Source organism: Aeromonas sp. (assembly GCF_050633025.1).
Classification (GTDB): domain Bacteria; phylum Pseudomonadota; class Gammaproteobacteria; order Enterobacterales; family Aeromonadaceae; genus Aeromonas.
In genome coordinates, this window is the sequence record NZ_JBODRQ010000006.1 from 21,557 (window position 1) to 42,839 (window position 21,283).

General features: G+C 60.0%; 22 protein-coding genes. 6 read left to right on the forward strand and 16 right to left on the reverse strand.

The window, feature by feature from the left end; all coding sequences use genetic code 11:
* Window position 1: 1 nt before the first annotated feature.
* The 5 genes from lepA to rpoE form a co-directional block, all read right to left on the reverse strand.
* Window positions 2–1,795, reverse strand: coding sequence for a translation elongation factor 4 (gene lepA / locus ACRAUW_RS01620; protein ID WP_115522000.1), 1,794 nt, complete (start codon window positions 1,793–1,795; stop codon window positions 2–4).
* Window positions 1,796–1,912: 117 nt separating this feature from the next.
* The gene (locus ACRAUW_RS01625) at window positions 1,913–2,374 is read right to left on the reverse strand and encodes a SoxR reducing system RseC family protein (protein WP_431360929.1); all 462 of its coding nucleotides are present in this window, start codon (window positions 2,372–2,374) and stop codon (window positions 1,913–1,915) included.
* A gap of 100 nt (window positions 2,375–2,474) precedes the next feature.
* Window positions 2,475–3,455 (reverse strand): MucB/RseB C-terminal domain-containing protein, encoded by a 981-nt coding sequence (locus ACRAUW_RS01630; protein ID WP_431360906.1) that lies wholly within the window; start codon window positions 3,453–3,455, stop codon window positions 2,475–2,477.
* A gap of 21 nt (window positions 3,456–3,476) precedes the next feature.
* Entirely contained in the window at window positions 3,477–4,079 is a 603-nt protein-coding gene (locus ACRAUW_RS01635) for an RseA family anti-sigma factor (protein WP_431360907.1), read from the reverse strand.
* Window positions 4,080–4,101: 22 nt separating this feature from the next.
* Window positions 4,102–4,683 (reverse strand): RNA polymerase sigma factor RpoE, encoded by a 582-nt coding sequence (rpoE, locus tag ACRAUW_RS01640; RefSeq protein WP_431360908.1) that lies wholly within the window; start codon window positions 4,681–4,683, stop codon window positions 4,102–4,104.
* A 182-nt stretch (window positions 4,684–4,865) separates the two neighbouring features.
* On the opposite strand from rpoE, the gene nadB reads away from it, so the two are divergent.
* Window positions 4,866–6,473: an L-aspartate oxidase gene (nadB, locus tag ACRAUW_RS01645; protein ID WP_005335413.1), complete on the forward strand. Its 1,608-nt coding sequence runs from the start codon at window positions 4,866–4,868 to the stop codon at window positions 6,471–6,473.
* A gap of 155 nt (window positions 6,474–6,628) precedes the next feature.
* On the opposite strand, the gene ACRAUW_RS01650 is transcribed toward nadB, so the two are convergent.
* The gene (locus ACRAUW_RS01650; protein ID WP_431360909.1) at window positions 6,629–7,021 is read right to left on the reverse strand and encodes a protein YgfX; all 393 of its coding nucleotides are present in this window, start codon (window positions 7,019–7,021) and stop codon (window positions 6,629–6,631) included.
* 19 nt (window positions 7,022–7,040) lie between these two features.
* Window positions 7,041–7,310, reverse strand: a complete 270-nt coding sequence (locus tag ACRAUW_RS01655; protein WP_005335417.1) for an FAD assembly factor SdhE — start codon at window positions 7,308–7,310, stop codon at window positions 7,041–7,043.
* Between the two features lie 111 nt (window positions 7,311–7,421).
* Between ACRAUW_RS01655 and ygfZ the strand changes: the two genes are divergently transcribed.
* Window positions 7,422–8,330 carry a tRNA-modifying protein YgfZ gene (ygfZ, locus tag ACRAUW_RS01660; protein WP_431360910.1) on the forward strand — a complete coding sequence of 303 codons (909 nt, stop codon included), beginning with the start codon at window positions 7,422–7,424 and terminating at the stop codon, window positions 8,328–8,330.
* Window positions 8,331–8,336: 6 nt separating this feature from the next.
* Here ygfZ and ACRAUW_RS01665 read toward each other — a convergent pair whose 3' ends face one another.
* A complete protein-coding gene (locus ACRAUW_RS01665) occupies window positions 8,337–9,218 on the reverse strand; it encodes a LysR family transcriptional regulator (protein WP_431360911.1) in 882 nt (293 codons plus the stop codon).
* A 127-nt stretch (window positions 9,219–9,345) separates the two neighbouring features.
* Here ACRAUW_RS01665 and ACRAUW_RS01670 point away from each other — a divergent pair, with 127 nt between their 5' ends.
* Window positions 9,346–9,792 (forward strand): PACE efflux transporter, encoded by a 447-nt coding sequence (locus ACRAUW_RS01670; protein ID WP_431360912.1) that lies wholly within the window; start codon window positions 9,346–9,348, stop codon window positions 9,790–9,792.
* Between the two features lie 161 nt (window positions 9,793–9,953).
* On the opposite strand, the gene ACRAUW_RS01675 is transcribed toward ACRAUW_RS01670, so the two are convergent.
* Window positions 9,954–10,310, reverse strand: coding sequence for a hypothetical protein (locus tag ACRAUW_RS01675; protein ID WP_431360913.1), 357 nt, complete (start codon window positions 10,308–10,310; stop codon window positions 9,954–9,956).
* A 243-nt stretch (window positions 10,311–10,553) separates the two neighbouring features.
* Here ACRAUW_RS01675 and cutA point away from each other — a divergent pair, with 243 nt between their 5' ends.
* The 3 genes from cutA to ACRAUW_RS01690 all read left to right on the forward strand — a co-directional run bounded on the left by cutA (window position 10,554) and on the right by ACRAUW_RS01690 (window position 13,203).
* Entirely contained in the window at window positions 10,554–10,871 is a 318-nt protein-coding gene (gene cutA / locus ACRAUW_RS01680; RefSeq protein WP_431360914.1) for a divalent-cation tolerance protein CutA, read from the forward strand.
* Window positions 10,868–12,658: a protein-disulfide reductase DsbD gene (locus ACRAUW_RS01685; RefSeq protein WP_431360915.1), complete on the forward strand. Its 1,791-nt coding sequence runs from the start codon at window positions 10,868–10,870 to the stop codon at window positions 12,656–12,658. Before cutA ends, ACRAUW_RS01685 begins: the two co-directional genes overlap by 4 nt.
* A gap of 131 nt (window positions 12,659–12,789) precedes the next feature.
* The gene (locus ACRAUW_RS01690; protein ID WP_108614226.1) at window positions 12,790–13,203 is read left to right on the forward strand and encodes a hypothetical protein; all 414 of its coding nucleotides are present in this window, start codon (window positions 12,790–12,792) and stop codon (window positions 13,201–13,203) included.
* A 56-nt stretch (window positions 13,204–13,259) separates the two neighbouring features.
* On the opposite strand, the gene ACRAUW_RS01695 is transcribed toward ACRAUW_RS01690, so the two are convergent.
* The 7 genes from ACRAUW_RS01695 to hemE all read right to left on the reverse strand — a co-directional run bounded on the left by ACRAUW_RS01695 (window position 13,260) and on the right by hemE (window position 21,170).
* Window positions 13,260–13,850, reverse strand: a complete 591-nt coding sequence (locus ACRAUW_RS01695) for a hypothetical protein (protein WP_431360916.1) — start codon at window positions 13,848–13,850, stop codon at window positions 13,260–13,262.
* Between the two features lie 236 nt (window positions 13,851–14,086).
* A complete protein-coding gene (locus ACRAUW_RS01700; RefSeq protein WP_431360917.1) occupies window positions 14,087–15,391 on the reverse strand; it encodes an NAD(P)/FAD-dependent oxidoreductase in 1,305 nt (434 codons plus the stop codon).
* 158 nt (window positions 15,392–15,549) lie between these two features.
* Window positions 15,550–16,629: a class II fructose-bisphosphate aldolase gene (gene fbaA, locus ACRAUW_RS01705; protein WP_185228353.1), complete on the reverse strand. Its 1,080-nt coding sequence runs from the start codon at window positions 16,627–16,629 to the stop codon at window positions 15,550–15,552.
* 115 nt (window positions 16,630–16,744) lie between these two features.
* Window positions 16,745–17,908: a phosphoglycerate kinase gene (locus ACRAUW_RS01710; protein ID WP_040098661.1), complete on the reverse strand. Its 1,164-nt coding sequence runs from the start codon at window positions 17,906–17,908 to the stop codon at window positions 16,745–16,747.
* Between the two features lie 61 nt (window positions 17,909–17,969).
* Window positions 17,970–18,980 carry an erythrose-4-phosphate dehydrogenase gene (gene epd, locus ACRAUW_RS01715; protein WP_431360918.1) on the reverse strand — a complete coding sequence of 337 codons (1,011 nt, stop codon included), beginning with the start codon at window positions 18,978–18,980 and terminating at the stop codon, window positions 17,970–17,972.
* Window positions 18,981–19,062: 82 nt separating this feature from the next.
* Window positions 19,063–19,992 carry an ROK family protein gene (locus ACRAUW_RS01720; RefSeq protein WP_431360919.1) on the reverse strand — a complete coding sequence of 310 codons (930 nt, stop codon included), beginning with the start codon at window positions 19,990–19,992 and terminating at the stop codon, window positions 19,063–19,065.
* A gap of 110 nt (window positions 19,993–20,102) precedes the next feature.
* Window positions 20,103–21,170, reverse strand: coding sequence for a uroporphyrinogen decarboxylase (gene hemE / locus ACRAUW_RS01725; protein ID WP_431360920.1), 1,068 nt, complete (start codon window positions 21,168–21,170; stop codon window positions 20,103–20,105).
* Window positions 21,171–21,283 lie beyond the last annotated feature (113 nt).

Genomic DNA, 21,283 nt, shown 5'->3' on the forward strand with positions numbered 1-21,283 from the left:
ATTAATCCTTTCCGACGTGGAGAATCGCGAGGAAGGCTTCCTGCGGCACGTCGACACGGCCGAGAGACTTCATCCGCTTCTTACCTTCTTTCTGCTTGTTCAGCAGTTTCTTCTTACGACTCACGTCACCACCGTAACACTTGGCGGTTACGTCTTTACGCAGTGCCTTGACGGTGCTGCGCGCGATGATCTGGTTGCCGATGGCCGCCTGAATGGCGATATCGAACATCTGGCGCGGGATCAGCTCACGCATCTTCTCCACCACCTGACGACCGCGATACTGGGCGTTCTCTTTGTGGGTGATGATGGCCAGGGCATCGACCCGTTCACCGTTGATCATGATGTCCAGACGGACCATGTCTGAGGTTTCGAAACGCTTGAAGCCGTAGTCCAGCGAGGCGTAACCGCGACTGGTGGATTTCAGGCGGTCGAAGAAGTCGAGCACCACTTCCGCCATCGGGATTTCATAGGTCAGTGCCACCTGCTTGCCGTGATAGACCATGTTGGTCTGCACGCCACGCTTCTCGATACAGAGGGTGATCACGTTGCCCATGTACTCCTGCGGCAGCAGGATATGACACTCGGCGATCGGCTCGCGCATCTCCTTGATGCTGGTGATGGCGGGCATCTGGGCCGGGCTGTCGATGTGGATAGTGGAACCGTCGGTCAGCTCGATCTCGTACACTACGGTCGGCGCCGTGGTGATCAGATCCAGATCGTACTCACGCTCCAGACGCTCCTGAATAATCTCCATGTGCAGCATGCCGAGGAAGCCGCAACGGAAACCGAAGCCCAGCGCAGTGGAACTCTCCGGTTCGAAGAACAGGGAGGCATCGTTCAGGGAGAGCTTGTCGAGGGCGTCACGGAACGACTCGTAGTCATCGCTGGAGATGGGGAACAGACCCGCATAAACCTGCGGCTTCACCTTCTTGAAGCCAGCCAGCGCCTTGTCGGCACCATTCTTGGCCTGAGTCAGGGTATCGCCCACCGGCGCGCCGTGGATGTCCTTGATACCGCAGACAACCCAACCTACCTCGCCACAGCCCAGCCCCTGGGTATCCACCTGCTTGGGCGTGAAGATACCGATACGATCGACACCCCACACCTGACCGGTGCTCATCACCTTGATCTTGTCGTTCTTCTTCAGGGAACCGTTCTTGATCCGCACCAAAGAGACAACGCCCAGATAGGAGTCGAACCAGGAGTCGATGATCAGCGCCTGCAGCGGGGCATCCGGGTCACCTTCCGGTGCCGGGATCTTGGCCACGATCTCTTCCAGCACCAGGTCAACACCCAGGCCGGTCTTGGCGGAGCAGCGCACCGCATCGACCGCGTCGATACCGACGATGTCTTCAATCTCCTCGGCAACCCGCTCGGGTTCTGCGGCTGGCAAGTCAATCTTGTTCAGCACCGGCACCACTTCCAGATCCATCTCCATGGCGGTGTAGCAGTTGGCCAGAGTCTGTGCCTCAACCCCCTGGCCGGCATCTACCACCAGCAGCGCCCCTTCACAGGCCGCCAAAGAGCGGGAGACCTCGTAGGAGAAATCCACGTGGCCCGGGGTGTCGATAAAGTTCAGCTGGTAGGTGTTACCGTCTTGTGCCTGGTAGTTCAGGGTCACACTCTGTGCTTTGATGGTGATGCCGCGCTCGCGCTCCAGATCCATGGAGTCAAGCACCTGAGCCTGCATCTCGCGGTCGGACAAGCCACCGCAAGTCTGGATCAGACGGTCCGACAGGGTCGATTTACCGTGGTCGATGTGCGCAATAATCGAAAAGTTACGAATGTGTTTCATCGAGCAAGAGTCACTCAAAATTGGTTTAAGGTCGGTTATGGAGGCGCGATTTTACTGGATAACCCGGCTGACGGCCATTCTTTAGTCGCCAACGCCAGTGAAATAGCGCCTGTTCAGTCAAAGGAGAATGCGGACAGGGACGACCACGCCGAGCATCTGCGGGCCGTAGCGCCCCTGATCCAGGCGGTTGGAAAAGTAACGAACCAGTAAAAAGCCCAGCACGCCCCCCAGCAGGCAGCAGAGAATGGTAATCCCCTCCCCGCCCGAGAGCAGCGGCGCCAGCCAGAGCTGCCCCAGCAAGGCGCCGGCCAACAGGCAGAAAAGCGGCAGCATATAGACCAGCGCCGCCCCGCGCAGCAGACTCTCTTGCGGGATACCGAGCCTCACTTGCTGGCCAACCCGCACCTCGGCGGTCAGCCTGACTCGCAAGCGGGGAGCTTTCAGGGGAAACGCCTTGGCCACGGTGCCGGTACCGCAGTTGGATTGCTGCTGACAACCACTGCAGGCGGAGCGACGCTCGCACTCCACCCAGGCATGATCACCCTCAATGGCCACCACGGTCGCCAGCTCTTCACTCATCTCATTCACGGCAACACCTCGTGCTCATGCAATGGCAGGATCTGAACACGACTTGCAGTCTGCGACAAGCAGGGTACCACTGTCAGCCCAGAGCACGGACTCACTGCACGGCCTCGTTGCGGGCCAGCGGCTGCACCGACTCGGCAATGCGCTTGGCGGTCTCGGCAGGCACCTCACCGACCACGGTGATCTCGACCCCCACCTCGTTGACATAGCTCACCAGCGAGGTCGCCCCCTGGCGGATCAGCTGCTGGCGCACCGCCTGCTTGGGATCGACCCGGGAGACATAGACCGAGAGATCCACCAGCCCGTCGGAGAGCATCATGTAATCCACCGGCATACTGGTGGTCACCAGCTGGTGCCGATCTTGCGACAGCACCTTGAAGCCATCGGGCAACCAGGTGATCTGCCAGTTCAACTGCTGTTGCGGCGCCGGATAGGCATCCTCCAGCGCCAGCGCCGGTGGCTGCTTGCTGTTAGCCAGGGTCACCAGCCAGGGAGCTGGCTTGTTCTGCAGCTCCAAATCGACCCCGAGCACCTGCTCCACCAGATTACCTTCCCGCTCGACCATGTCGATCCGCAGCAGCAAGTAGCTCTGCTCATCGATCCAGAGCACGAAACCATATTTGTCGGCCTCTTTAGGCACCAGCCTCACCACCTGTGCCACCACACCGGCGACCCGGCTGCGACCTGCTAGCACAGGATCATAGCTCTCCAGCACCTGCGCCAGCGGCATCTTCACCAGGGTCGACCAGATACCGGGGAAGCGGGCATCCTTCAGGGTGTAGGGATCGTGGCTGTTTTCAAAGAAGGTGTATTCGTTCTGACGCTGCAGATACTCGATCGCCTTGCCATCGAGGTAACTGAGATGGGCCACTTCCTTGCCGTTTATCACGGCATGGCTGATACGGATCGGTTCAAGACGCCCCTGACGGGCTTTGACCATGGACAACTCGAAATTCTGTTGCTGCACGGCACTCTGCATCTGCTGCAACAAGGCCTCGGCCGACTTGTCGTCGGCCGAGGCCTTGGCACTGATCAGCAGGAGAGAGGCCAGCAAAATACGGCTGGACTGGCGCACGTTGGTATCCCTGACAACTCGTTATTGTTGGATCTGTCTGTCTTGCAACAGGCGCTGCTGCAACTGGTGGTCACGCAGGAAGGCGTTGATCCGCTCCCGCTGCTCCTGCATCTGCTGTTCGGTCAGCCCCTGCTGACGGGCACGGGCGCCATCCTGTTGCGGATAGTGAACACTCACAGGTGCAGCACTGCCACCGATTGGAATGGTATTGAGCACCGGATTGGCCGGAACGCCATCCTGCCCCTGATACTGCTGCACCCCGAAGATAACGGCAGCGGCCACAGATGCCGCAATGGCATATTGACCCAACTGCTGACCGACACGGCGGAACAATGGAACCACATTGGAGTCGGTCTTGACCGGTGCAACGGCAGGTTGCAGCACGGGAGCCGTCTCGACCGGCTTGGGTGCCAGTATGGTGGGCTCATCCTCCAGCGCAGCCATAATGCTGTCACTGAGATCCAGTTGCAGATTGACCGGCAGGTCGCCCCGCATGGCATCGCCAATCAGGTGGTAACGACCCCAGGTATCTTGCAAGTCAGAGTCCAGCCCCAGCTCGTTAAGTACCTCTGCGTCACTCAGCTCACCATCCATCAAGGCAGAGATTTGCTCTTTATTTGCCATAAGTTAACCCGTCTTTCCCCAGTTAATTCTCGATCAGAGGTTGCAGCATTTTGTCGATTGCACTCCTCGCCCGGAAGATACGGGATCTGACCGTACCCACAGGACTATCCATGATTTCTGCAATCTCTTCGTAGCTCAGCCCCTCCATTTCGCGAAGGGTGATCGCTGTCCTCAGGTCTTCCGGCAATGCCTCTATGGCTGCAAACACGGTGCGTTTGATCTCGTCAGTCAGCGCCAGGTTTTCCGGGGTTGAGACCTCATGCAATGCCTCACCACCGCCATAAGAGTCCGCTTCGTCCGCCTCCACATCACTGCTGGGCGGTCTGCGCCCCTGGGAGGTCAGATAATTCTTCGCCGTATTCACGGCAATCCGGTACAACCAAGTATAAAAGGCACTCTCGCCACGGAATGTCGGCAATGCCCGGTAGGCTTTAATAAAGGCCTCTTGCGCCACATCGGGCACGTCACCGGAATTGCTGACATACCTGGCAACCAGGTTGACCACCTTGTGCTGGTATTTCTTTACCAACAGGTTGAAAGCTGCTTTATCGCCGCGCTGGACCCGTTCAACCAGCTGTTCGTCCAGTAGATTCTGGTCGCTCATCAGAGCCGTAAAACCCCCATCAGGTTATCGTTCTTCTTTTCCGGCCCTTCCTAAGCGCACAAGTTCAGACAGGAAAAATCAGAGAAAGTTCGCTTCAATTGAAAAAAATGTGATGCAGGCTGCATCCTCGCCCTCGCTTGGGCTACCATGGTGCCAGTTCTTAATCCAGGCCAATGATACTTATGAAAGCAAGTGTTGAATACCTTTGCGATGTGCTGATCATTGGCAGCGGTGCCGCTGGTTTGTCCCTCGCTTTGCGATTGGCAGACCACGCCAAAGTCCTGGTTCTGAGCAAGGGGCCCATCAGTGAAGGGGCCACTTTCTATGCGCAAGGAGGCATCGCTGCCGTGTTCGACGAGACCGACAGCATCGAATCCCACGTGAGCGATACGCTCAACGCCGGGGCCGGGTTGTGTGACCCGGCCGTGGTGGAATTCACCGCTCGCCACGCCCGCGAGTCCATCCAGTGGCTCATCCAGCAGGGGGTCCCCTTCGATCAGGAGGAGAATGCCGACGGCGAGTCCCAGTACCACCTCACCCGGGAAGGGGGCCACAGCCATCGCCGCATCTTCCATGCGGCCGACGCCACCGGCAAGGCGGTGCAACTAACCCTGATCGATCAGGTTCGTGCCCACCCCAATATCCAGCTGATGGAGCGCTTCAACGCGGTCGACCTCATCACCACCCGCAAGCTCAACCTGCCGGGCAACAAGGTGCTGGGCGCCTACGTCTGGAACCGCAACGCCGAGCAGGTCGAGGTGATCCGCGCCCGTTTCGTGGCACTGGCGACCGGCGGCGCCTCCAAGGTCTACCAGTACACCTCCAACCCGGATGTGAGCTCTGGCGATGGCATCGCCATGGCATGGCGGGCCGGTTGCCGGGTGGCGAACCTGGAGTTCAACCAGTTCCACCCCACCAGCCTGTTCCACCCCGATGATCCCAACTTCCTGCTGACCGAAGCGCTGCGTGGCGAGGGGGCCTATCTGCGCCGCCCGGACGGCAGCCGCTTTATGCCGGAGTTCGACGAGCGGGCCGAGCTGGCGCCACGGGATATCGTCGCCCGCGCCATCGATCACGAGATGAAGCGACTGGGGGCGGATTGCATGTATCTGGACATCAGCCACAAACCGGCCGATTTCATCATCAAGCACTTCCCGACCATTTATGAGCGCTGCCTCGCGGTTGGCATCGACATCACCAAGGAGCCGATGCCCATAGTGCCGGCCGCCCACTACACCTGTGGCGGCGTGATGATCGACAACAACGGCCAGACCGATATTCCCGGCCTCTACGCCATCGGTGAAGTGACCTACACAGGTCTGCACGGTGCCAACCGCATGGCCTCCAACTCTCTGCTCGAATGCGTGGTCTATGCCCATCAGGCGGGGGCCGATATTCTGGCCAAGCTGCCAATGAGCGTGGAGCCGCCGCGCCTGCCGGTGTGGGACGAGAGCAAGGTAGAAGATTCCGACGAACTGGTGGTGATCCAGCACAACTGGCACGAGCTGCGGTTGATGATGTGGGACTACGTGGGGATAGTGCGTACCAACAAACGCCTGGCCCGCGCCAAGCGCCGTATCGACCTGCTCAAGCAGGAGGTGCAGGAGTACTACGCCAACTTCCGCGTCTCCAACAACCTGCTGGAGCTGCGCAACCTGCTGCAGGTGGCCGAGCTTATCGTCAACTGCGCCCTGCAGCGCAAGGAGTCCCGCGGCCTGCACTACAACCTGGATCATCCGGATATGCTGCCGGACTCCAAACCGACCGTGCTGACTCCTGAGCGGGATTAATTCCCCTTCCTGCGAAGCATTGCAGCAATCAGTGACCCTGCCTCGGCGGGGTCACTTGTTTTCAACCGTTTTTCAGCCACAAAAAGAGTGCCGCCAGCCACATGACCGTCACTCACCACGATACATCAGCAAGCGGTCATCACTGGAAACAGGTGTCAGCGCCGGGACGGCAGAAAGTGGATGGCTCGCGCCAGCAGGCGGTAATGTTCGGGAGGAAGGGCGTCGGAGAAGAGCAACAATTGCCGTGGCGACACGGCTCCACTATCTTGCGGATCGGGACAAAGAGCCAGCCTGAGCACACCGGGCAGAATGCGGCTTTTCTTGTCGAGCTGATAGCGGCGACCTTGCCACTGCAACCACTGGCCATCCCAGACAAGCTCGAACGGGGCCTCGGCGAACGCGCGCCAGCTCAGCCAGAGCGCCACCAGCCAGACGGGCAGCAACAGCGCCCACTGCCAACCGGCGATCAGGCCCGCCACCGGCCAGAGCAGCAACAGAAAGAGGGCCACCAGCAAACATTGCTGATGGCGGGAGGGGTGAACCGTCATGATCACCCGCTCCACGGTATTACCCCTGGCGGTCGTGGCGCGCCTGATTGCGCTCCAGGATCATCGGGATCATGGCGGCAAATGCGGGATCGGCAGGGACACCATGACCCATGCACCATTTGAACAGATCCGGATCATCGCTCGCCAGCAGGCGGATAAAGGTCTGCTGATCGGCTTCGCTCAGGGAGTCGAACTCGTGTTCGAAAAAGGGCATAAAGATCACATCCAGCTCGAGCATACCGCGACGGCAGGCCCACTTCAGGCGGGATTTTTCAACTGGGCTCAACATGGCTCTCTCCTTACAAAGACCGGGGGATGGTACCAGCTGGATTTTCCGGCTGACAAACATTAGTTACGTCTTTACCATGCAGCTCACATACTTTCTCTCTGGAATACCATCGTGAGCCTGCAACCACCTGTTTTTCCTGCCGAGCCGACCCGCTTCCCCCTGACCAAGCTGGCCATCACCCGTATCAGCGGCCAGGATCGCGTCAAGTATCTGCAAGGTCAGGTCACCTGTGATGTCAACGCCCTGCAACCGGGGCAACAGACCCCGGGTGGCCACTGTGATCCCAAGGGCAAGCTGTGGAGCAATTTCCGCCTGCTCTGCCTCGACGACAGTCTGCTGCTGCTGACCAGCCCTTCAGTGCTGGAACGTCAGTTGCCGGAGCTGAAGAAATTTGCCGTCTTCTCCAGGGTCGAGATCGCCGCCGATGAGCGTCACGCTACCGGGATCGCCGGTACGGGCAGCGATGAATGGATCGCCGCGCAGTTTGGCCTTGAGCAGAGCGGTCTCATCGACGGCGGCATAGCGGTGAAGATTGAGCAGGATCGCTGGCTGCTGGTAAGCAATCAGCAAGCCGACGCCCTGCCGCAAGGTGACGAGTCACTCTGGTGGGGGCTCGAGATCAAGGCGGGCCTGCCACACATGGAAGCTGTACATCAGGGGGAGTTTATCCCGCAGATGCTTAACCTGCAGGCACTGGACGGCATCAGCTTCAACAAGGGCTGCTACATGGGGCAAGAGACGGTGGCCCGCGCCAAGTATCGCGGCGCCAACAACCGCGCCCTGTTCCTGCTGGCGGGGACTACCGGCGAGCCGGTCGCCAGCGGCGATACCCTGGAGCTGCAACTGGGTGACAACTGGCGCCGCAGCGGCATGGTGCTCAACGCCTGGCAACAGGCCGGGCAGGTGTGGCTCACCGCCGTACTGCCGAAAGATACCGAGGCTGACGCCCAATTCCGCCTCAAGCAGGACGAAGGCTCCGGCCTCACCCTGCAACCCCTGCCTTACGCCCTGACCGAGTAAGGTCGGCTAGCGAGGCACCCGCGCCAGCAGGGCCTCCTTCAGCCAGCGCCCCGCCTGCCCTAGCGGGCGGGCGCGATGCCACTGCAGTTCCAGCGCCAGCGCGTGGCTGGCGATAAAGTCCGGCTCCAGCACCACCACCTCGCCCCGCTTCAGCGGCTGATGCAGCAGAAATTCCGGGATGGCGGACCAGCCAAGACCACGCTTGACCAGCTCCAGCACCCCGAGATCCCCCTCAACCCACCACACCTGAGCCGAGATGCGAAAACGCTGACGCTCGCTCCCTTCCCGTCGGCCGGTCACCATCAGCTGGCGTGCCCCTTGCAGATCGACCTCCCGCAGAGGCTGCTTGCGGGCCAGCGGATGATCCGGTGACACCACCAGGGGCATGGTCACCTCCCCCAGCGAACGGGCGACGATCTCCCGCTGGGGATGCACCTTCTGATAACTGATGCCGAGCTGGGCCCGGCCGGTCACCAGCATCTCGGTCACATCCTCCATCAGCGGGAAGAGCAGCTCCAGCTCAACGATCGGATAGCGAGTGGCAAACTCCTCCAGCAGGGTGCCGAGCCAGGGAAGGTGGGAGTCATCATCGATGGCCAGGGTGAGGCGCGTCTCCACAACTGCCGCCAGCTCCCCGGCAATGGATTGCAACCGTTCACTCTGCTCCAGCAAGATCCCCGCCTCCTGCACCATGCGGGCCCCCGCCTCCGTCAGCTGCGGATAGCGGCCGCTGCGGTCAAACAGGGTGAGTGCCAGATCGATCTCCAGATTGGCGATGGCGCTGCTCACTACCGACTGCGCCTTGCCCAGCTTGCGGGCGGCGGCGGAAAAAGAGCCGGTTTCGGCGGCCGCCAGCAAGATCCTCAGTTGTTCCAGTGATGGCGTCATCCTATGGCCCTCCAACAAGCCCCTTGTCATCTATCTATTTTAGCGATGGATACCAACATGAATCTATCGCGAAAGTTCTATAGATTAATCGGCAATTCGTGAATGAACCTGATTGAGAGAGTGACTTATGCGTACCCGTAACGATCGACTGCGCCATGCTATCGGCTTTGAATTGATCGGCCTGTTTATCGCCGCCCCGTTGGCCAGCTGGGTTACCGGTGTCGGGCTCAACCATATGGGCCCGCTGGCACTGTTCTTCTCGGTACTAGCCACCGTCTGGAACTACATCTACAACATCGGGGTCGACAAGCTGCTGCTCAAATATCAGGGCCATACCCACAAGACCCTGTGGCAACGGGTGCTGCATACCTTCGGCTTTGAGGGCGGTCTGCTGATCGTCGCGCTGCCGGTCATGTCCTGGTGGCTGAGCGTCAGCCTGCTGGAGGCGCTGGTGCTGGATCTGGGCTTCGTCGTCTTCTATCTGATCTATGCCTTCGTCTACAACTGGGGCTATGACAAGGTGTTCCCCATCCCCCGCGAAGTACCGCACGGCATGCCACAAGAGGCGCGCTAAGGCACGAATCCGTTGGATTGGAACCGAGAAGTGAAGGCAACAAGGGAAGCCCACAGAAGAAACGACACGGCCCCATCATGGCAGACATGATGGGGCCGCAAGAGGGGTCAGCGCTGGCAGGCCGGCTGATTCAGATGTAAGGATTCAGGCCTGCCCGTCGCTCAGGCTTGGGCCTTGCTCTCTTCGCCGCTCGCGTCGGCAGCGGCAGCCTCTTCAGGCTGGGCCTGAGCGGCCTGCAGCGCTTCCAGCTCGCTCTGATAATCGCTCAGGATTTGCTGGGCAACCGCCATATCTCCCTTGTGTTTGCGCTCGAACAGATGGTGCTGCACCACGCCGTTGAGATACTCCACCGTGACGGGCCGCTCCAGGGTGGCCATCAGCTCCTCTTTCTCCAGCTCGGCATTGATGTCATCGGCGGTCGTGCGCAGCAGCCCGGCCAATTGAACCAACATGCGGCGCTCACCTTCGCGCAGCAGGCTCAACATGCGGTTTCTCTGCTGCTCATTCTGTTGGGTCATACATTTCCTTACGTCAATTGGGAACAAGCCCGCTCATTCTGCCCTCTCCCCATGACAGCGTCTATCTCATGCCCCCCACAAATTTTTGGCGCTGGCTCACAAATGGCTACAGATGCTATTTGAAGCGGCTCTGGGGTATAGTAGCCGCTGATTTTCGGGCGCTTTTTCACCTTCATCCGCGGAAAGGGATGACACGGCAGAGGCGCCTGCCCGGTTTACCCCAACGAGGTGAAGATCCGCTTTATGACCGACGCTATTGTGGTGCTCTGCACCTGCCCAGATCAAACCAGTGCCGACCTTCTCTGCGAACAGCTGCTGAACCAGCGGTTGGCCGCCTGCATCAATCAGCTGCCGGGTGTCACCTCCGTCTACCGCTGGCAGGGCAAGGTGGAACGGGCGACCGAGATCCAGCTCATCATCAAATCCCGCCAGCCGCTCTTTGCCGAACTGCAGAGGTGCATTCTGGCCCATCACCCCTATGAGGTGCCCGAGCTGCTGGCCCTGCCGGTGAGTGCTGGACTACCCGCCTATCTGGACTGGCTCAATGGAGAGACCTTATGACGTTCACCCGCTTGCTCTCTCCCCTGTTGCTGCTCTGTGCCCTGCTGATGACAGCGGTGGGCAGCGCCCCTGCCCACGCCAGCGGCGCCGATCTGCTCAGCTCGCTGGGCATTGAGGCCAATGCCAAACCCAAATTTTTGCAGGTCGATGAGGCCTTTCAGATCGAGAGCGAACAGCGTGGCGATCAGCTGCTGCTGACCCTCAACATCGCCGACGACTACTACCTCTATCGCCACAGCCTGCGCTTCAAGGGGAACAACCTCACCTTCAGCGAGCCAGCTCTGCCGGAAGGCACCGAGCACGAGGATGACTTCTTCGGCAAAACCCGGGTTTACTACCAGCAGGTGAGCATCGCGGTGCCGCTCAAAGATGTGGGCGATGGCGCCACCCTGCGGGTGCGCTATCAGGGCTGTACCGACGGCCTCTGCTATCCGCCGACCGACAAGCTGATCGATGTGGCCCCGCTGATCACAGCAACCACAGCGTCCACTGCTGAAACGGCACAAAGCGTCGCACCGGTTAGCCAGCAGGATCAGCTGGCGGCCGCCCTCGGCAATCAGGGTTTCTGGCTCAGCATCATCGCCTTCTTCGCGCTGGGGCTGGGGCTCGCCTTCACCCCCTGCGTCTTCCCCATGTACCCCATTCTGACCGGTATCATCGCCGGTGCCGGCCATCGCCTCTCAACCGGCCGCGCCTTCCTGCTCTCCCTGGTCTATGTGCAGGGGATGGCGGTCACCTACACCCTGCTGGGGCTGGTAGTGGCCTCGGCGGGCTTGAAATTCCAGGCGGCGCTACAGCACCCCTATGTGCTGATCGGCCTCTCGCTGATGTTCGTGCTGCTGGCTCTCTCCATGTTCGGGCTCTACACCCTGCAGTTGCCGAGCAGCTTGCAAACCCGACTCTCCGGCCTCTCCAACCGCCAACAGGGCGGCTCGGTGGCCGGGGTCGCCATCATGGGGATGATCTCCGGGCTGGTCTGCTCCCCCTGCACCACGGCACCGCTCTCGGGGGCGCTGATCTACGTGGCCCAGAGCGGCGATCTCTGGCTCGGCGGCGCGGCGCTCTATGCGCTCTCACTGGGAATGGGGCTACCGCTGCTGCTGCTCGGCACCTCGGGGGGCAAGTTGCTGCCCAAGGCGGGCGCCTGGATGGATGTGATCAAGCAACTGTTTGGCTTCGCCCTGCTGGCGGTGCCCATCCTGCTGCTGTCACGACTCTGGAACGATCAAGTTACTACCCTCGCCTGGCTCGGCTGGGGGCTGCTGCTGTGCGGCTATCTCTATCACCACAACCAGCACCAGCCCCACTCGGTGGCCAAAAGCGTGCGCGGCTTCGTGCTGTTGCTGGCGATGATCAGCGCCGTGGTAGTGGGCAAGGATCTGCTGCAACCGGCCCCCCCTGCTGCCGTCACGGCGGATGCCGGTCAAACGGCACCGCAGTTTATCCGCATCAAGACGCTGGATGATCTCAAGGTGCAGCTGGCCGCCGCCCGCGGCAAACCGGTGCTGCTCGACCTCTACGCCGACTGGTGCGTCGCCTGCAAGGAGTTCGAACACAAGACCTTCAGCGATCCCGCGGTGAGGGAGCGCTTCGGCCAGATGGTGCTGCTGCAGGCGGATGTCACTGCCAACGACGATGCCGATATCGAGCTGCTCAACAGCCTCAATGTGCTGGGACTGCCGACCCTCATCTTCTTCGACCGCGAGGGCAAGGAGCTGACAGGCCAGCGGGTCACCGGTTTTATGGGGCCTGCCGAGTTTCTGGGCAAGCTTGATCAGCTACGCTGACCAGCGGCGCCCCTGTCGACAGGCAGGGGCCGCCTCATACGTTACGCACTGATTTTTCTGGCGATCCCTTGTATATGACCGGCAGCATGGCAGAATTTGCCCTTCGATTGTCTCGCCCGTCCGGAGTTTTGATGAAAAAGTGGTTCATCCCCCTGCTAGCCCTCTGGCTTTATGGCTGCAGTGCAGGGCCCGGGGAAGAGGATATCCGCCAGCAGGTCACCGCCAAACTACTGGCCGAGACAGATGCCAACCTGTTCGAGATCAGCGACTTCACAATCCTCGGCAAGGAGGAGCGGATGGAGGGGGTCTATCTGGTCAAGGTGAGCTACCAGCTCCACTTCAAACAGGGGCTCGATCAGCTGCAGGTGCTGCACGACGAGGATCTGGTCTACGACCGGGTTGGCCCCTTCCAGCAGGAGATGGGGCTGATGGAGCTCGAGCGCAAATATGGCGAGTTCGAGGCGGGCCAGGTGCTGCCACAAGAGGCAGAGGTGTGGATGATGAAGGACGAACAGGGGTGGCGGCTGGCGGAACCGGCGCAATAAAGGGCAACAAGCCCCCTCATGTCTCTGCAACGGCGGGACTGCCGTTGCCAACCAGCTCAAACCTGGGTATCAACCCGATACCCTTTTCGCTCTGCAGGTTCGTTCGGCAGCTTGCTGGCCAACCCTGACAGCACCTCCTTGAGGGTGACCCCGCTCTCTGCCGCACCGCTGCTCTCCAGCAGCTTGGTCAGCTGGCTCTGCAAGGGGTTGACCGCTTCACGCTCGGCTCCTTGCTCGCTCTCTTTGTCCTGTCCGCCCTGCTGATCCAGCGTCTCCAGCAGGCGCTCCAGGTCCCGCTTGAGCGGATTTTCGCTGCTGTCGTCGATGGCGAGTTTGCGCTGTTCCTGCTCTTGCCGCTGTTGTTGCTGCAATGCCAGCTGTTGCTCCTGCTGCTGTTGCAGGGAGCCCATCATGGTGTTGATGAACGCTTCCAGCGAATCCCTGATTGAAGCACTGCTCCCGCCGCTGCTCTCCCCTTGCGGTGACAGCCCCAGTTCGTCCAGCACAGCGCCAAGGTCGCGCACCATACGGCTGTCACTGCCCGTTGATGGTGAAGTTGCAGCCCGATCCTGTGCCTGCACAGCGGGAGAACCCTGCCGTTGCGCCAGCGGGCTGAGCCCACCTGACGCGACTACATTTATCTCCATCCTGGATCTCCTTTCACCGTCCTCGGCCCTTTTTAGGCAAATATTCCGGCAATCTGTCAAATCCTTGTTCCTTGGCAGATAACCGCTCTCACACCTAAAAGATAGCGCCAATCGGACGAACTTGGCGCGAATGCATCTTTTGGTCTATCGGGCGGAACGATAGTGCTAACCCGCTATAAACAAGGGCTGGCAAGGGGGCTTCGTTCAGCCATCACTGCACAGACTGACAATCGGAGTCAGAAGATATCCTTCATCCGGTGCCACAGCATACCCAGTGCCAGCAGCGGAGAGCGCAGAGCCGGGCCACCCGGGAAGGTGATGTGGGGCACATTGGCAAAGAGATCGAAACCCCGGCTCTCGCCGCGGATCGCCTCGGCCACCAGCTTGCCCGCCATATGGGTGGCATTGAGGCCGTGACCCGAATAGGCCTGGGCGTAGAGCACGTTTGGGTATTCCTTCAAGCGGCCAATCTGCGGCAGCCGGTTGGCGCCAATCCCGATCATCCCGCCCCACTGAAACTCGATGGCGGTGCCAGCCAACTCGGGGAAGACCCGCAGCATCTTGGGCAACATAAAGGCCTTGATATCGCGGGGATCCCGGCCCGAGTAGTTGCAGGCCCCGCCAAACAGCAGGCGACCATCGGCGGAGAGGCGGTAGTAGTCGAGGGCAACATTCTGGTCGCACACCGCCATGTTTTGCGGCAACAAGCGCTGGCGCAAGCGGCGATCCAGCACCTCGGTAGCGAGAATGTAGGAACCGGCCGGCAGCACCCGTCCTCCCAGCTCCGGATTGAGGTCATTGAGGTAGGCGTTGCAGCCGATCACCAGATAATCGGCGGTGACCCGGCCATGAGCCGTGGTCACCTCCACCTGCTTGCCGTAATCGATATGGGTCACACGGGAGTGTTCAAACAGGGAAACCCCAAGGCTGGCTGCGGCGCGCGCCTCGCCGAGCGCCAGATTGAGGGGATGGAGATGGCCGGAACCCATGTCGATGAGGCCGCCGATATAGCGATCCGACCCCACCACGCTATGGATATCTTCGCGCGGCACCAGTTTGAGTTCGTGCTCATAGCCCAGACTCGCCAGATGGTCGAGATCCTCCTCGAAACCTGCCAGATGGCGCTGACGGGTGGCCAGATCGCAGTAACCCCAGGTGAGGTCACACTCGATATTGAAACGCTCGACCCGCTCGCGCACCAGCTGCACCGCCTCCAGCCCCATCAGGTCGAGTTCGCGCACCCCCTCCTCACCAATCCAGCGGGCGAACTGGCTGGTATCGTGGCCGATCCCGCGAATAAGCTGGCCGCCGTTACGCCCGGAGGCGCCCCAGCCGATGCGGTTAGCCTCCAACAGCACCACCTTATAACCTGCATCAGCCAAGTTGATGGCGGTATTGAGGCCGGTAAAACCGCCGCCGATGATGCAGACATCTGCTTTCAGCTCGGCCTCGAGTTCTGGCCACTGCTGTGGATCGTTGCGGGTCGCGGCGTAGTAGGAGGCCGCGTGCTCCTGATATCCGATGTGCTTTCCTGCCTGCATGTTCAGCATCCTGCCTTGTTGCAAATTGTTTAATAAAATAAGCAAATTTGTTTCGATAATACCCAGCTAAAGCACGGCAAACCAGCAGCACCGGATCACAGAAATGCAAAAGGCGCCCCGAAGGGCGCCTTTTCATGCAATCAAGGTGCTGTAACGAATTACAGTACGTCGATGGCGTTCAGGTCGGAGAAAGCCTGTTCCAGACGCTTGATCATGGAAGTCTGACCTTCACGCAGCCATACGCGCGGGTCGTAGTACTTCTTGTTCGGCTTGTCGGCGCCTTCCGGGTTGCCCAGCTGGCCTTGCAGGTAAGCTTCGTTCTTCTTGTAGAAGTTCAGCAGACCTTCCCAGGTTGCCCACTGGGTGTCGGTGTCGATGTTCATCTTCACTACGCCGTAGGAGATGGACTCGCGGATCTCTTCCAGAGTGGAACCTGAACCACCGTGGAATACGAAGTCCAGAGACTTGGCAGGGATGCCAAACTTCTCGGAAACGTACTTCTGGGAAGCGTCCAGGATGGACGGGGTCAGTTTGACGTTACCCGGCTTGTATACACCGTGTACGTTGCCGAAGGAGGCAGCGATGGTGAAACGCGGGCTGATCTTGGACAGACGCTCGTAAGCGTAAGCAACATCTTCCGGCTGGGTGTACAGAGCGGACTGATCCATGTGGCTGTTGTCGACGCCGTCTTCTTCGCCACCGGTGCAACCCAGTTCCAGCTCCAGAGTCATGTTCATCTTGGCCATGCGGGTCAGGTACTCGCAGCAGATGTCGATGTTCTCTTCCAGAGACTCTTCGGACAGATCCAGCATGTGGGAGGAGAACAGCGGCTTGCCGGTTTCAGCAAAGTGCTTCTCACCCGCTTCCAGCAGACCGTCGATCCACGGCAGCAGCTTCTTGGCAGCGTGGTCGGTGTGCAGGATTACTGGCACGCCGTAAGCTTCGGCAACAGCGTGAACGTGCTTGGCACCAGAGATGGCACCCAGGATGGCAGCTTTCTGACCTTCCAGCTTCAGACCCTTACCGGCGGTGAACACGGCACCACCGTTGGAGAACTGAACGATAACCGGCGCTTTAACCTTGGCGGCAGCTTCCAGTACGGCGTTCACGGAGTCGGTACCAACGCAGTTTACGGCCGGCAGAGCAAAGCCGTTCTCTTTGGCGATAGCGAACACTTTCTGAACGTCATCACCAGTGATCACGCCGGGTTTTACGAAGTCGAAAATTTTCTTAGACATGTTTAATCGTCCTGTCTCGTATGCCGTTAATAAAAAATGGGGGGTTCATCATGAACCGGCACAGCGGGCACATGATAAACGAAACGGGAGGCTTTTGCCCCCCGTTCCGGGTCAATTAGGCTTTGGCGCGCTGTTCCAGAATCGCAACAGCCGGCAGAACCTTGCCTTCTACGAACTCCAGGAAGGCGCCGCCGCCGGTGGAGATGTAGGAGACTTTGTCAGCGATGCCGAACTTGTCGATGGCAGCCAGGGTGTCACCACCGCCAGCGATGGAGAAGGCCGGAGAAGCAGCGATGGCTTCAGCGATAACCTTGGTGCCTTCAGCGAACTGGTCGAACTCGAATACACCAACCGGGCCGTTCCACAGGATGGTCTTGGCGTTCATGATGATGTCAGCCAGGGCCTTGGCAGAATCCGGGCCGATGTCGAAGATCATGTCGCCGTCGGTCACATCGCTAACAGACTTGATGGTAGCCGGAGTGGACTCGGAGAACTCGGCACCTACAACCACGTCGGTGGTCACAGGAATGTTGGTCTCGGCAGCCAGTTTCTTGGCGGTATCGATCAGATCGTGCTCGCACAGGGACTTGCCGACGTTGTGACCGGCAGCAGCGATGAAGGTGTTGGCGATGCCACCACCGACAACCAGCTGGTCAGCGATCTTGGAGAGGGATTCCAGAACGGTCAGCTTGGTGGAGACCTTGGAGCCGCCAACGATGGCAACCATCGGGCGCTCGGGCTTCAGCATGGCTTTGCCCAGCGCTTCCAGTTCACCCGCCAGCAGCGGACCGGCACAAGCGACCGGAGCGAACTGAGCCACACCGTAGGTGGAGCCTTCGGCGCGGTGAGCGGTACCGAACGCATCCATTACAAAGACGTCACACAGGGCGGCGTATTTTTTGGCCAGCTCTTCGGTGTTCTTCTTCTCGCCTTTGTTGAAACGGCAGTTTTCCAGCACAACCAGCTCACCGGCAGCGACTTCTACGCCATCCAGGTAATCCTTGGCCAGGGTCACCTTGCAGGACAGAGCGTCTTTCAGATAGTTGACAACCGGAGCCAGGGAGAATTCTTCGTTGTATTCACCCTCGGTCGGACGACCCAGGTGGGAGGTGATCATCAGCTTGGCGCCCTTTTCCAGAGCCAGCTTGATGGTCGGCAGAGTCGCAACGATACGTGCATCGGAGGTGACCTTGCCGTCTTTTACCGGTACGTTCAGGTCAGCACGGATCAGAACGCGTTTGCCCGCCAGATCCAGGTCAGTCATCTTGATAACAGACATATTCAGTCCTCTATATTTTCCAGGTAATGTTAAAAACAGTAACCTTGTCCCCGGGGCAGGCTCAGCCTGCAACCATCATGGCCCGGGTGGTATCCAGCATCCGGTTTGCGAAGCCCCATTCGTTATCGCACCACATCAACATCTTGACGAGGTTGGCATCGCTCACTCGGGTCTGGGTACCATCAATGATGCATGAGTGCGCATCATGATTGAAGTCTACGGAGACCAGCGGTTCTTCCGTGTAATCCAGAATACCGTGTAATGTACCTCTGGATGCCCGTTGCAGGGCTTGATTTACGTCAGTAACTGTCACTTTTTTACGAACAGTAATACTGAGATCCATCGCTGTTACATTGATGGTCGGCACCCGCACCGCGATCGCCTCGAACTTGCCGGCGAAGTGGGGCAGGATACGCTCCAGCCCCTTTGCCAGCTTGGTGTCCACCGGAATGATGGACTGACTGGCAGCGCGGGTTCGGCGCAAGTCACTGTGGTAGGCATCGATGACTTGCTGATCATGCATGGCCGAATGAATTGTCGTAATAGTACCACAATTTATCTCGAATTCTCGATGCAATGTTTCAATCACCGGCACCACGCAGTTGGTGGTACAGGAGGCGTTGGAGACGATCAGCTCCGCTCCGGTGAGGGTATGATGGTTGACCCCGTAGACCACGGTGGCATCCACATCCGCATCCGCCGGGTGGGAGAAGAGCACCTTGCCCGCCCCCGCCGCCAGATGCAGCTCGGCATCGGCCCGCGAGCCAAATACCCCGGTGCAATCGAGCACCACATCCACCCCCAGCGCCCGCCAAGGCAGCTTTGACGGATCCCGCTCGGCAAACAGGGATATGAGATCCTCCCCCACCAGCATGCTGTTGCCCGCCAGTTGCACCGGATGGTGGAAGCGACCGTGACTGGTATCGAAGCGGGTCAGGTGCACCATGGCCTCGGGTGCCGCCAGCTCGTTGATGGCGACGATCTTGATGGTCTTGTCGCGCCCGCTCTCGTAGAGGGCTCGCAGTACATTGCGGCCGATCCGTCCGTAACCGTTGATGGCAATCTTGATCATCTGGCAGCCAGTTCCTTACCACAAATTTGCTAGCGCATGGGCTAGAGAAAAGAGCAGCCGACCGGCTGCCCGAGAGCCCCAGCTACGACAGCAGGGCATCCTTGAATTCACCGCGGGCCAGCAGTGCGGCCCCGAACACCCCGGCACTGTCGCCAAGGGCAGGAGCAATAATGGGGGCACTGAAGCGGGGATTAAAGAGGAAGGGCAAAATAGTCTGCCGCCCGGCGCAGTAAAGGCTCTGTACATTGCCCACCCCGCCGCCGATGACGATCACATCCGGGTCGAGAATGTTGACCACGTTGGCCAGCGCCTGACCAAACAGCAGATGCAGCCTGTCGATGGTGAGCTTGGCCACATGATCGTGGGCGGTGGCAGCCGCGATTTGCGCCAGCGAGAGGCGACGTTTGGCCTTGGCCTCGTACCACGCCTCCAGCGCCGGGCCGCTGATCAGGGTCTCGACGCAGCCGCGCTTACCGCAATAACACTCGGGACCATCGGGAGAGAGCACATTGTGGCCCCACTCACCGGCGATGCCGTGGTGGCCGTTGAGGATCTGACCGTTGATGACGATGCCGGAGCCTACTCCGGTGCCCATGATGATGCCGAACACCACTTTTGCATCGGGATGGTGCTGACGCACTGCACCGAGATGGGTTTCTGCCAGCGCGAAGCAGTTGGCATCGTTGGCGATCAGCACCGGCACGCCCAGTTTGCGCTCCAGATCATCCTTGAACGGCTTGCCGTTGAGCTCGGTGGTATTGCAGTTCTTCATCAGGCCGGTCTGCGGATCCCGCGCCCCCGGCGTGCCCATGCCGATGACGGCCGGCCGCTGACCAATCTTCTCGGCGCACTCTGCCACCAGCTTGGCGATCTGGCCGATCATGTGCTCATAACCGCCCGCCCGCTCGGTGGGGATGCGGTGGCGCAGCAGCACCTCGTCGCCATCCAGCACCACGCATTCACACTTGGTACCGCCAAGATCGATACCCCAATCCAGTGACTTGCTGATCATCTTGCCTCCTGCTCGGGCGCCACGCGCTCGTGTCGCGGCGCCTATTTCAATGTAAAACGGGGCCTTGCGGCCCCGGATATCAAACACACTCTTCTTCTCTCGCCCCGACCTTAGCGACCGTGGTACTGGGCGGAGAGCTCGTGTACCGCGTTGACGAACACGCCGGCGTGTTCCGGGTTCACATCCTGATGGATGCCGTGTCCCAGGTTGAAGACGTGGCCATTGCCGTGACCGAAACCAGCCAGAATGGAGGCGACCTCTTCACGGATGCGAGCCGGGGTAGCGTAGAGCATGGAGGGATCCATGTTTCCCTGCAGCGCCACCTTGTCACCGACCCGACGCTTGGCGTCGGCAATGTGGGTGGTCCAGTCCAGACCCAGCGCATCGCAACCGGTGGCGGCGATCTGCTCCAGCCACTGACCGCCGTTCTTGGTAAACAGGGTGACCGGCACACGGCGACCGTCGTGCTCGCGGATCAGGCCATCGACAATCTTGTGCATGTACTGCAGGGAGAAGTCGCGGTAATCGCGCGGGGTGAGCACGCCGCCCCAGGTATCGAACACCATGACAGCCTGGGCGCCCGCCTTGATCTGGGCGTTGAGATAGGCAATCACGCTGTCGGCCAGCTTGTCGAGCAGCAGGTGCAGGGTTTGCGGCTCGGCATACATCATCTGCTTGATCTTGGTGAACGCCTTGGAGCTGCCCCCCTCCACCATGTAGGTGGCCAGGGTCCATGGGCTGCCGGAGAAGCCGATGAGCGGCACTTCGCCCTTCAGCTCGCGGCGGATGGTGCGCACCGCATTCATCACATAGCCCAGCTCATCTTCCGGATCCGGAATGGGCAGCGCCTGCACGTCGGCCATGGAGGTGATCGGACGCTCGAAGCGCGGGCCTTCCCCCTGCTCGAAGTAGAGACCCAGCCCCATGGCATCGGGCACGGTCAGGATGTCGGAGAAGAGAATGGCGGCATCGAGCGGGTAGCGGCGCAGCGGCTGCAGGGTGACTTCACAGGCCAGCTCGGCATTGCGGCACAGGGACATGAAATCCCCCGCCTGGGCGCGAGTCGCCTTGTATTCCGGCAGATAACGGCCAGCCTGGCGCATCATCCATACCGGGGTCATGTCTACATCCTGACGCAGCAAAGCGCGCAGGTATCGATCGTTCTTCAGCTCTTTCATCCCAGTTCCTGAATTCATATCACGCATAAAATGGCGGTCATAATACCACTTTGCCCAGTCAAGCGGACTGCCCAAAACGTGGCAAATGGGTGATCGGTTGCAAAGATGTGAAG